General features: G+C 39.0%; 8 protein-coding genes. All 8 read right to left on the bottom strand.

The genetic code is table 11. The annotated features are described in order from the left end of the window. Window positions 1-600: 600 nt before the first annotated feature. Window positions 601-2,208: a serine hydrolase domain-containing protein gene (locus tag ACY650_RS01180; protein ID WP_462250909.1), complete on the bottom strand. Its 1,608-nt coding sequence runs from the start codon at window positions 2,206-2,208 to the stop codon at window positions 601-603. 51 nt (window positions 2,209-2,259) lie between these two features. Next, window positions 2,260-3,423, bottom strand: coding sequence for a helix-turn-helix domain-containing protein (locus tag ACY650_RS01175; RefSeq protein ID WP_462250907.1), 1,164 nt, complete (start codon window positions 3,421-3,423; stop codon window positions 2,260-2,262). Between the two features lie 28 nt (window positions 3,424-3,451). Continuing rightward, entirely contained in the window at window positions 3,452-3,808 is a 357-nt protein-coding gene (locus ACY650_RS01170) for a SiaC family regulatory phosphoprotein (RefSeq protein ID WP_462250905.1), read from the bottom strand. Between the two features lie 70 nt (window positions 3,809-3,878). After that, window positions 3,879-6,098 (bottom strand): M1 family metallopeptidase, encoded by a 2,220-nt coding sequence (locus ACY650_RS01165; protein WP_462250903.1) that lies wholly within the window; start codon window positions 6,096-6,098, stop codon window positions 3,879-3,881. A gap of 87 nt (window positions 6,099-6,185) precedes the next feature. Further along, on the bottom strand, window positions 6,186-6,542 hold the full coding sequence (locus tag ACY650_RS01160) for a hypothetical protein (protein WP_462250901.1): 357 nt from the start codon (window positions 6,540-6,542) through the stop codon (window positions 6,186-6,188). 118 nt (window positions 6,543-6,660) lie between these two features. Next, window positions 6,661-8,595, bottom strand: a complete 1,935-nt coding sequence (locus ACY650_RS01155) for a S9 family peptidase (RefSeq protein WP_462250899.1) — start codon at window positions 8,593-8,595, stop codon at window positions 6,661-6,663. Window positions 8,596-8,696: 101 nt separating this feature from the next. Then, window positions 8,697-12,314, bottom strand: a complete 3,618-nt coding sequence (locus ACY650_RS01150; protein WP_462250897.1) for an ABC transporter permease/M1 family aminopeptidase — start codon at window positions 12,312-12,314, stop codon at window positions 8,697-8,699. Window positions 12,315-12,337: 23 nt separating this feature from the next. Then, window positions 12,338-13,228, bottom strand: a complete 891-nt coding sequence (locus ACY650_RS01145; protein WP_462250895.1) for an ABC transporter ATP-binding protein — start codon at window positions 13,226-13,228, stop codon at window positions 12,338-12,340. Window positions 13,229-13,244 lie beyond the last annotated feature (16 nt).

The following is a 13,244-nucleotide window of genomic DNA, read 5'->3' as shown; positions in this document are numbered from 1 at the left end:
CCACAATATTTGGTTACATCATTCTTAATCTGACATAGGAAGATGCTTGAATCCCAATTAACTCAAGATTGATTATGTAATACTTCCCTCGCAATGAAGAGAAGTATATTTGGTTTGAACCACGAGGGTAGTTGAAGCCTATGTTTTCGCATGGGTTTGACTAAATAGGATGAATGGAATTATTATATAAAATAATATCAGGCAAATCGCTCCAAAAGGTGAGAGAAAAATTGGGGGAAAAATCCATGGAATTGATATTACGATAAGAACTATTGCAGGAAATTTTTTATTGGTTTTAAATGAAAATATTATGCTACTTATCGCAGACATCAGACCAATAATCCATGCGAAGTAGAAGATTAATTCAGGAAAAATCAGCTCAAACTTGGAACTTGGACCTAAGAAATCATCAATAATGATTAAGCCGGAAGAGATCACAGTTAAAGCAAATAATATTAAGGTTGCAGTTCGAAATCTTCGCATTAATTAAGAGAATATATACAAGGTAATTATAGAGTCTAAAAGTATTTGATGAAACCGGTCAAAGCAAATGGATTTAGTTATGATTTTTTTATTCTGGTATTGAGAGGGCTTTTTTGTTTACTTCTTTTTAAATCTCATATTTAGATTGCGACTGCTACTTAGCATGAATGCACCATTGACCACATCCGCCTTAAACCCCTTTACCCACAATATATTTGGTTCAAATGCTTGAATCGTATAGGTCTTATAGTCGAAAATGATATTGTAGGTTTCTCCTGATACATGCTTAACTTCAAAGTTTACATTAAGCTCATCGCTGTAATACTTGCCATTCAATTTTGCATAATCATAATCTTCCCAAGAGATGTCGTGCTTAGTGAGCGTATATGAGTCATGAGTTGGATAATAGGCCGTAACCTGCATGCCAACCTCTGGGTCTATGGTGAATTGTTGTTGGAAATCAGGATCATTGATTTCATGATATATATTTCCTTTCTCATGCTCCAGCGCCACAGGTTCTCTGTTTGTTCGTTCCAAAAAGAGCGTGTCGGATCTTTCTACAAATCGATAATAGTACCCACCGGATGTTTTGTAGGTGCCAAGAAGTTCTTCCACTGAAACAAAGTTCCCGATGGTTTGTGGCTTTCTTGGTGAAGGAGCAGGGAAGGTAGTTCCAGACAAAATCTCGTAACATTTATCTGTGATCATACTTGCAATAATATTCGAGTAGTTAGTCATAACTACAATGGATAAATTTTCATTTGAGTATCTCGCAAATGTGGCGCCATAGGCACCAGTAGAACCGTGATGGAAAGATTTTCCTTCTTCAAATTCTAATCCATATCCATAATTTGTAATGCTGGAGGAAGCTATAGTTTTTTGACTTTGTTTGATTGATTTTTTGGATAGGAAATCGCTCTTTTCATTTTGAAGCATTGCCTCCCATCTCAATTGGTTAGGTAAGGAAGTAAATAACGCACCATCACCAATTAGGTCAGCATTCCATTCGTACATACGGTACCTTTTCCAATAGCCGTACGGAAGGACTCGCTTTGGGATGTCTTCATGGTTGGGTTCGAATGCAGTGTCCGACATGCCAAGGTTATTAAACAAGTTTCTCATGAACGAATCAAAGGAAATGCCTGTCACTTGCTTGATGATTTCAGTGAGTATTAAATAGTTCGAGTTACTATATAAGTACAGTTTTCCAGGCTTGAAGCTCAATTCTTCTTGTTTGGAAAGTAACTTAAGTGCATCATCATTTGAAAGAGACTCTTCCCACCAGGTGATGCCTTGAAGATTCCATAGATGATAAATGTCTCTAATGCCACTGGTATGCGTGATTAGGTGCTGAATTTCTATCTTCTCTTCAACATCGGGATAAAATTCTGGTAAGTATTTGCGGATATCATCATCTAGTTTAAGGTCTCCTTTCTCAATTAAAGTAAGGATAGCCAAAGCTGTGAATTGCTTGCCACTGGAAGCATAATTAAACCTGGAAGTACCGTCTAAAGGTGTGCTGTTTTTTAGGTCGGCATAGCCGGAATATGCTTCATAAATAATCTTGCCATCTTTTACGATGCCTATTGCTAGTCCAGGTGCAAGCGTATCCTGTACTTGACTTTGGATTAGTTCATCCAACTCGTCTTTCGTCTTTGGGTCAAGCAACTGAGCCTGACTCAGAATTGTTAGTCCTATCAATAATGATGTAAGAATGTGTTTCATGAGTTTTTTGAATGTAAAGCTGAGCTTAACAATCCTCGCAATCGCTCCAAATCATGATTTGGCACCTATATTTTCAAGCATTTTAAGGTAGGCATTTGGAGTCATATTTGTCTGGAATTTAAAAACTCGATTGAATGTACTTTTCGAATTGAATCCACAATCTAATGCGATGCTGAGAAGTGTGTATTTATGGTGGTCTCCCTGCTCCATTCTGGTTTTGACTTCCGTGAGTCTAGCTTCATTCACATAGTCATTAAAATTCATGTTAAATCCCTGATTAATGGATTGCGATATCGTGCGAGGGTTAGTTTCTAGATGATTGGCTAAATCTTGAAGTGTAAGTCTTGGATTTTTATAAGCACGTTGATCGATGACATAGCTATTGATTTTCTTTTTCCATTCGTCAACCTCAATTGATCTCAGTTCTTTCGTTTTGGTGTCTACTTCCGGAGCAGGAGTGAGGGATGGAAGTTGATAGGCCAGAGAGGTCCAAATGCTATTGGTATAGCCAGCGAATGTGATGTAGTAGAAGATGCAAGCAAAGGATACGTAATACCACCATTTTAAACCAAAGTCTCCCCAATTTGGAAGCGCTATCATGAAAATGACTCTTAAACTGAGAATGAGAGCCAATGCAAGAAGAAATCGCTTCAACCAATTGAATTTGATACTATCTGCAAAACTTACTTCATCAAGAATCCTGGATTTATACGATAAATAGTTCTTGTATGATAGTACAGTGTATGACAACATTGAAAAGGTACCTGTTATCTGGTACCATGGAGAAAGATCTTTATCTCTATAATCTGAATAGAAGTAGAATTCATCCAAAATCCAGAAGTCTACGATGAAGACTATCAAAGAATAAATGAAGTAGAAACCTGCTGGGGCAAAATGAAGATAATCACGTCTTTCTAATTTGAATTCCGAACGGATCAGACTCTGTACGTAGAAATAAACGATAGGCCCGATAAGGAAGAGTTGATGGAAAGGAACAAAAAACAAGAATTCTCTGTAGCCATCTTTTGCGTACCAGCCGGAATGCCCAAGCATCCAAGGGGTTATGTATAACGTTGCTAAGAAGATCAGCATCGCCAACCATTTCTGGGATACTTCTTTGGTTTTAAGGAATCGTACAGCAAGGATTACGGAATAGATAATTCCATGCCCAAAGAATATGAGAAGTAATGCGGTTTTGTAGTAAATGCCTGCCATTTGATAGTCAGGTTAAACTACATCCTTTTTACTTGTTATTCACATATTGGAATGGAATTCCTGCTTTAGTTTCAAGGTCTTCTCCAAGTTCTTTATGGTCATCGTCTCCTGAATCACTGAACCATCGAATCAAGAGAGTAGCACCCATTGCTTGTTTGTCTTTCAATGCCAGCATTAATTGATAAAGACACTTCATAGTGCCGGTATCAAAGTGCTCTAGTTTGATTTCAACAATGAATGTTGGAACAGTGGTGTTTTTGACTTGCTCAATGATAGGAAGATAAAAATCCTGCACATCTCGCATGGTTGAACGACCTTCTATTTTCAATAACCCAGTTTGTGTATTAAATCTAATTCTAGGTAAAATGTCTCCATCTTCAGTCATAATAATAAGCGGTGGTTTGTATTGGTTGATACGTTAATTCTGATTTTTGTAACCAGAAGGAGTAAGAATCTTACTCCTTTTTCATTTCCTCAAATTTATCACTTTGCTTCGGCCTTGGGAAAACATTATTCTCAAGATTTACATCCGGAAGCTTTTGATTAGGATCAATTGCAATGCTAGTGACCTCTTTTTCTTTTAAGAATGTCTTGGTTACCTCTGCTTCGTTTAGTCTCCAAATCTCAGCAGGAAGTTGCTGAACCTCTTTCGTTCCGTCGGTATACGTCCATTCAATAATAACAGGCATCACAAGGCCGCCTTTGTTCTTAAGTTTCAATTCATAAATGTGCTTTCCAGAAAGCTGATCTCTCATTTCACCTTCATCTAGTCGGCTGAGAAATTGACCATAATTTCCAGCTCCAGAAGGAGCAACAGAGAAGGGTTGTGGACCATCACTAAAATCGTTGCCTTCAGCACCTTTGCTCGAGCCTGAGATTCTTTTGGTACTCCCTTTTTGGCGCTTGTTTTCTACGTTGTTTTGCTCTTCTCTAAGCTGATACCATTTTACCTCAGCCAGGTCAATATCTATCGTTTCAGTCGTGAAGAACCACCCCTTAAAAAACCAATCCAGATCTGTAGCGGTGCCATCTTCTAATGTCCTGAAGAAGTCTGAAGGGTTAGGGTGCTTGTATTTCCAGCGGTTTGCATACTCTTTGAATGCAGCATCAAACAACTCTTTTCCAACAATAGTTTGTCGAAGCATTTGTAGACCAACTGTTGGTTTTTGATAAAAGTTGGCTCCCATTTGGAACAATAAATCATTGTCAGAATTGGTCATGATTGGACGAAGTGTCTTTTGATCTCCCATCATGAAAGGAATAATGTCTTTAGGTGTGGTGCTAGACCAATGCGGATAGCGCTCTGCTAGCGTTCGTTGATGTAGGAACGTATTGAGTCCCTCATCCATCCACATCCACTTACGTTCATCGGAGCTTACAATCATTGGAAACCAGTTGTGACCTACTTCGTGAATGATTGTGCTAGTCATCCCTCTGCGAGCCTGTTCGCTTATTTCACCATTTACAGGACGGCCACCATTGAAAGAAATCATGGGGAATTCCATTCCAATGTTTGAAGTATTTACAGAGATAGCTACAGGATATGGGTAATCAAATGTAGCTTCTGAATAAACCTCCAATGCTTGCTTAACACCGTTGGTTGATTCTTCTGTCCACACTGGCAAACCTTCTTTAGGATAGAATGACATTGCCATAACTGTGTTTGTAGGAAGTTTTACTGCTTGAGCATCCCAGATGAATTTTCTGGAACTAGCAAAGGCTACATCTCGCACATTTTCAGCTCGAAACTTCCACGTTTTGGTACCTTTCTTTTTGGTCTTTTCGTTTGCTCTTGCTTCCTCTGGAGTGATGATAAATAGTTGTTCGTCAAAAGACTTTCTGGCTTTTGCCATTCGATCTCTTTGGGTCTTAGTTAATACTTCTGATTCGTTTGTAAGCGTTCCTGTACCTGCCACAACATGATCTTCAGGTACAGTTAGTTCTACATCATAATCACCGAACTCAAGGGCGAATTCTCCCAATCTTCTGAACTGTTTGTTTTGCCAACCTTCAGTGTCGTTGTAAACGGCCATTCTTGGAAACCAATGACCCAAGAGAAATACTTTATTATTGTCTTCCGGGAAATATTCATACCCTTCACGTGAAAGAAGAAAGTTTGCTCTATCTGTGATGTAATTTTTCCATTTGATAGAAAAGGTCACATTTTCTCCGGACTTGAGAGGTTCAGGTAGGTTGATTCGTAGTAAGGTATTGTTAACGATATAGTCTAGTCCCTTTCCGTTGGCACCTTTTACCCACTCAATATCTGTACCAGCTGGAAAATCAATCGGACGAACCAGGTATTGCATTTGAAGCGAACTGATTGAATCCCTCACACCGCCGAGAACATCTCCGAAATCTTCGTTTTCTTTTCTATTAACATTTTGCTCAATATTCAGCCACAAGAACTTTAACGTGTGTGGAGAATTATTGAAGTAGGTAATGGTCTCTTCGCCTACTAGTTCATTGGTATTTTCATCTATCGAAGCTTTGATCTTATAGTCAGCGCGCTGCTGCCAATAGTTTTCTCCGGGCGCCCCAGACGCTGTTCGATAGGAATTTGGTGGGGACAATAAGCGATCAATGGCATTGAATTTTCCAGAATATCCCGGAACATCCTGCGCAAATGAAAATAGTGATACTGCAACTAACGAAAAGGTGACTATAATTCTCATAAAAGTAAAATTTCCAAAAAGGTAAGCAAAGGTGCAATGGACAAAAAGCAGGATTACATGGAAGGTAATTCTGGGTAGATTATTGTTTTATTGGTCGGAAGTTGCAGCGGTAAGTTTAGGCTTGATCCTAAGAATTATGCCCAATCCAATAAGCAATCCAATTATAGAGAAGAGTACATCGTATGGATCAAATATGTTGTTGCCACCAATGTTATGAATTTTAAATTCCTGAGTAATCACGTAAATGCCAGCGAGGAATGTGGCAATTAAATAAATGGCTTTTTCGCTCCATCGCAGACTTCTCAGATTGAGATAAAGTAAAACATAGGTTGCGGAGAGTACTCCAATAATACCTTCGCACAGGTTGGGGAATGAGTATACAACTATATCTGCCAAAGGATGAAAGTCACTTTCAAGAACGAAAGGCCTGACAAACTTCTTCATGATAAAGAATATTGCTATCACAATAATTTGAATGCGCGCGAGCTTGATTATATGACTCATGCTGCTATAATAAAAAAGGGTAGCTTCTTGCTACCCTTTTATGTTCTTTAGCGGATGATTATAAGGATCCAGCGGGAGCTTCTGCTGTTTCCGCTTCACCTTTTAGGTACTTATCCAGGAATACCTTGATTTGTCCATACCCTTCAATCTCATTTTCTTTTTTGCGAAACCCATGACCTTCATCTTCGAAGATGACATATTCAACAGGTACACCATTTGCTTTTACTCCGGCCACAATCTCGTCAGATTCTACCTGCAAAACTCTCACATCATTTGCTCCTTGCAATACCATTAAAGGTTTGGTTACATTTTGAGTATGGAAAAGTGGGGAGATATTATATAGTCTAACAGAGTCTTCTGTAGTTGGATCTCCTAATTCATCATAGAGTGCTTTTCTGAAACTTTCCCAATATGGGGGTATAGATTTCAATGTTCTTAACCAGTTAGTTACGCCAAAAATATTCACCCCTACATCGAACGCTTCTGGTTCAAAAGTCATAGCAGCCATAGTCATATAGCCACCATATGAGCCACCGATAATCCCTACTTTTTCCATGTCAATTACGCCTGTTGAGGCTAAGAAATCTTTACCAGCTACACAATCTTTAAGATCTTTATCTCCATGGTTCTTATCATCTAAATGGTTGAATTCTTTTCCATACCCGCTACTTCCACGATTATTGACAGCAAGGATCGCATAGCCATGATTCACTAGGTATTGGATTAACGCGAAATAGCTCAATCTAGATTGCCCTCCAGGCCCACCATGAACCCAAACTAGTGCAGGAACCTTATTGTCTGCTGTCGCTTGTTTCGGCTGATAGTAGATAGCAGGGATCTCCAGCCCATCAAAAGAAGCATATCTAACAACTTGTCCTTCAACCAAATCATTGGAATCTATCTCAGGATTAAGTGTATTAGTCAATTTCTTTAGCTCACCGGTTTCGAAATTGTATAAGTAAATATTGCTAGGAGAGGCGGAGGTACTTACTGTAAGTCTAGCCAGCTTTTCACTTTTAGAAATATTTACTGAAGAAATGCTTCCACCCTCTATTGCTGGGAGGGTTACTTCCTCACCACTTGACTGATCAATAATTTTCACTTCGGTTTTCGCATCTTGATTGATGCCAATTACCCGATATTTCTCGTTCCATGAATCGTACGCGTACCAAACGTCCCAGCTAGCTTCAAATTCTTTAGTTACTTCACCAGATTCAAGATCCCTTTTTGCCAGATATACAAAGTCGGAGCCTTCATCGGTTGTGTAGTAAAGCGTTTTATTATCCAGGCTAAAAAACTGGGGGCTGTATGTTGCATCTCCTTCATGCTCTGAGATATCTATTTTTTCATTGGTTTCGCGATCAAATAGATACATCTTGCCATCAGCACTTGTGATCGTTTCTACCAGTGCGTAGAATCGCTCATTAGGAGAAATGGCGCCTACATTCAGTCCGTCATTGTTTTGGTAAATAATCTCGCTAATTGGAGCTTCATCATCCACTGATGATACTTGCATCTCATAGATATCCATAAATCTAGGATCTCTTTTGTTTGAAGTGATGTACATGCTCTTTTCATCTCTGCTCCATCCCCAAAAGCCGTTTCTAACACTGTCTCCAGGTGTGAGGTCTTTAGACTGACCTTCAGTAGTCATCATAAAGACTTTGAAATTCTCGTTTCCACCTTCATCAAAAGAGTAGATGATGCGGTTGTCATTCGGGAAGTAGCCTTGACCAAAATACGATTCCTGAGTGGAATTTGTAATCTGAGTCTTTTCACCGGATGCAAGATCGATTTCATAGACATTATAAATGCCAGTTTCATTGCTATTTACGAGTAGTTTAGACTCGTCTGGAGAAAAGCTCCCGCCACCAATATTGGCATTTTCATAGAACTGATTGATTGTGTACTTAGTCACTTCAGGCACCTCATTGGATGGTGGATTACAACCCAGAAGTACGACTAAGGCTAGTAGTGTGAGTGTTTTATTCATGATTCAAGTTGGTTAAAGTATTATCAAGTTACTCATAATTTGAGGCGAAAGAAAAAAGGCAGCCATATCAATAGCTGCCTTTTTTAAATCTGGTCATTTCCTCATGTGGATGAGGCCTCAGACGCCCGAGTGGTATTGTCTGTTGGATTTCTGTCAATGAGTTTATTCAAAGGATCTACACCTGCAGAAGAAGGTTTTTGATCAACCTCTAACTCAATAGTGGTCTCCTCTCCAGTGAACTTATGCTTCTCCAGGTAAATCAGCTTCTCATCACCATTTTCGTCGGTAGTATAAACACCAACATCTATCCAGTCGCTAATGGCTACTTGAGTGGATAAGCCTAAGCTGTCAGATTCCATCTTTTTGGTATTAAGATCTAGCGTAACCGTATACTTGTCATCTGACACCTTGGTGTAAGTGGCCTCATCGATTTTGTTTTCATAAAGTATGATTCGATCGAAGAAGTCAGTGATTACACTTTGCATGCTATCAGGGCTAGCTTCTCGCAAGTACTTGATGAGATCAAGTGTAGTAGCATACCTGCCATTACGCTCAATCGTTTGATATCCCCAATCTTCAATAAACCTTTTAAGCGCAATGTTGACACTGTCTTCGCCTATATAATCTTGCAGTGCATACATAACGTTGGCACCTTTACCATAGAATATGTATGCTTGATTCTCGACAAGGGATAACGGCATCTCTTTCTTTTGCTCCGTGGTACGACCTTGTAAATATCTGTTTAGCTCTTCTTTCAAAAATTCTTTAATGTGCTCCTGAGGATATTCATGCTTCATTACCATCAATGCTGAATACTGAGCTAGTGCCTCGGTCAGCGTTCCACTTCCTTGTACATCAGCCGGGAACAGTTGATGACCCCACCATTGGTGAGCAAGTTCATGGGCGGTTACAAAATATGTAACATCAACATCATCCTCTTCTTCAACTTTCACCATGAATCCAATCGCCTCAGAGAATGGGACAGTATTGGCAAAAGCTTGGGCAAACGATGCATATCTAGGAAATTCCAAGATCCTCATTTGGCGAAACTGATATGGGCTGAAATTTTCTGAGAAGTATTTGAACGAATTTTTCATTCCTTTCATCATGCTTTCCAGATTATATTCATGTCCTTCGTGATAGTAGATTTCCAAACTGATTTCGCGATCTGTAGAATCATTTAATGGAATGGATGTTTGATCCTGAATTTTTGTGTATCTCGCGGATACAATATTGAAAAATGGCATCATTTCTTGATCCATTTTATAATGGAAATACCTTCGATCATTTTCTTCCCATTCTTTCTGTAGGTATCCTGGCGCAATGGCTATTTGATCTTTGGTTGTTCCAATTACAATTTCAAAGTCTATTCCATGTGAATCATCGCTAATGAAATTCTGAGTCAATCCTACTGGGTCATCTCGCTTCATCATTCGTTCTTTCGGTTCCAGACCATTGTCTTTTCTATCATCATCACTTCCTAATTCATTTGCCGCACTATAACCCAAGCTTGGAAAGCTGCTGTTATTTAGGAATGTACCATTGAATACTATACTCGTGTTGGATCCTGATTCTTTGAATCCTACAGTATTATAAACGAACTTAAATTCCAATTCAATAGAATCTCCTGGTTGTAATGGTTCTTCCAATCGATGCACATAGTATCTATATTCATCATAGCTCTCAGAAATAGTTGCAGCCTTGCTTAGAGTTACGGTTTCATACGTGAGATCTTCGTCCAAACCGAGCTGTAAATGCACACTTTGGATAGGTTTGTCCTCGAAATTCTTGAGTGTATATGTACCTTCCATGCTATAGTCTCTCTCGTAAGGATATAATTCTGCTTTTACATTCATTCGAGTTACCTTGGGCTGAGGAATAAATTCGTACTTTTTCAATGTACGTTCATAATCCGCTTGAACAGCCTCTTGCTCATCAGAATTTCTATAGGTATTCTCAACGTTGGTGTTATAAAAGATGTAGCAACCTGACATTACGAAAGTTAAGAACGTGGTTATGATCAGCGTAAGCATTGGTCTTGATAATCGCATCTTGCCGATATGCCATCTCCACTTCATTGCGGCCTCTGAACCTCTTACAGCAAACACAACAGCCACTCCAAATAGGAACACACTGAAGGCCATCCAGTAAACATCAAACCATGAAAAGCTAGTTACAAAGTGACCATATCCATTCATTTCTGAATATGTTCCCAGGCTTGCACTTCCAAATTGGAATAGACTGTGTTCGAACCCTAACAGATCAAGCACTCCTGTAGCGATAAAGAAAACAATTACTACTGCATGCCCTAGAAATTTATTATTTACCATTACCTGAACAAAGAATGCTAGGAATGAAAATAACACTACAAACGAGGTTGTTTCTGTAAACATGGTATAGAAATACACCGGAAGATCAAACTTATAATACCCCTTAAATGCTTGTATTAATACTCCTGATCCGATTAGAAGTAAGTTGAGAACTACGAATACTAATTGAAGACCAAGGAATTTGCTGATTAAGCTAATAAAGTCTGGCATCGGTAATGCATCTTGAATCAAGTTGATTTTTACGTCACGTTCTCGCCAAACAAGCTCACCGGAATAGAATACCAGTATGATTAAGAAGAACAACCCAAATGCACCAGTTATCAGTTCTACCATCAAGTAGGTAGTTGGGTATGTATATGTTCCAAATACTCTTCCTAAGAAAAAGGAGTTTACTATCATAATAAAGAATCCAAAGAGGATAATCGCCCTAAATGGAATACTTCCTACTACTGTTTTGAAATAAAACCACGTTTGCTTTCTAAGTTGAAGCAAGTATGTGCTGAATCCGAATTTGAAATTCACAGAAGGTATGACAATGTCTGTTTTCGAAGCAGCTTCTGGTTTGCTAGCTTTTTTCTTGAACCATGATTTTCTCACCACATTGAAGCTAAATGAGAAGTATCCTATGATTAAAGTGAGTAAACCTACGCCCATCCACATCAATCGATTCCACATGACTACTCCTGTGAATGGAACAACCATGCTGTTTTGTTCTGCTACGGTCCAATATTGAATGCTATTTTGGATGGTCCGAATCGCGAATGGATCGATTAATGCTGCAATAGCTCTATTATCAACTTCTCTTGTGAGAATGATCGCTACTTGATATACAGCGAAAAGCAGTATCCACTGTGCATAAACTGTCACCATCTTTCTAGAAAGCGCACCTGTAATAAAGAAAAGCGCACTTGAAAAGAATAAATTTGGAATAACGATCGTCAAAAATGGCTGGAGATAATAATAGGGATTGAATGGGAGTAGTTTATCCGTATCAGGATTAAAAAATTCTCCTATCATAAATCCTAGCATCATACCACCAAAGACAAATAGCACTACTAAGAATGAACCAATAAATCGTCCAAGCAAATAATCAAGCTTCGTGATTGGTGTAGTGAAAAGCATTGACTCGGTATTGTGCTCAAAGTCTCGTAGTACAGCTACACCCATGATAGCAGAAGTAATCATCATCATGATACCTGAAAGTATCGCCATCATATTGGCGATAGTCGTTGGTGAGTTTTCTTTCACTAGTCCTGATCCTCCACCTACTTGGATGATATCTGTACTCATGGTTAATGCAGCCATGAGAAAAAGTATCCCAAAGTAGACGTATGTAGCGGGTCTCTTCTTCCTATACTGGAGTTCGAATTTTAATATTTTAAACCACATGATTTTAATTTTTAGGTTGAAGATTATGCCGGTACAGCTTCGATTTGCGAGGTAAGGATGTGAGAGAAGTAAACATCTTCTAAGTCTGCATCCACGATCTCAAATGTTGAGTCAGGGTTTGAATCCGCTAGTACGTGAATTTCAGGTTTGCCTGCAATGAGTCTATCAGAAATAAGCGTGTATTTCTCTTTATACTCCTCCAATTCTGCTTTTTCTACTTTCTTTCTCCACACTTTGCCTTTGATATCATCCAAGGCGTTAGTAGGACTCCCTTGATAAAGCACGGTGCCTTGATTGATGATGGCCATGTTGGTACAAAGCTCTTTTACATCATCTACGATATGAGTACTCAGAATCACAACCGTGTTTTCACCTAATTCACTTAATAGATTTAAGAATCTATTCCGTTCTGCTGGATCAAGTCCTGCTGTAGGTTCATCAACGATAATAAGCTTAGGGTTTGAAAGCAATGCCTGGGCAATACCGAAACGCTGTTTCATTCCGCCTGAGTAGCCTCCTAGGTTCTTTTTTCTTGCTTGCCAAAGGTTGGTTTTATGAAGTAATGATTCTACCAGTTCTTTGCGCTCTTTATTGTTAGCTATACCTTTTAGTACTGCTAAGTGATCTAAAAGTACCTCTGCATTTATTTTCGGATAAACGCCAAATTCCTGAGGTAGGTAGCCTAAAATCTTTCTGACTTCATCTTTTTCTCGGAGTACATCTAAGTCACCAAGTGAGATGCTTCCTGTATCGGGTTCTTGAAGCGTAGCGATTGTTCTCATCAAGCTTGATTTTCCAGCACCATTTGGTCCCAATAGACCGAACATGCCGGTTGGGATGTCTAGGGAAACATCGTTTAGAGCGCGGACGCCATTTGAGTAAGTTTTCGAAAGGTTTTTAATAAGTAGATTCATAGGATAGAGTTTTTAT

Origin of the sequence: Ekhidna sp. (genome assembly GCF_963691765.1) — a bacterium.
GTDB lineage: Bacteria > Bacteroidota > Bacteroidia > Cytophagales > Cyclobacteriaceae > Ekhidna.
This window is presented reverse-complemented; position numbering and strand designations above follow the sequence as displayed.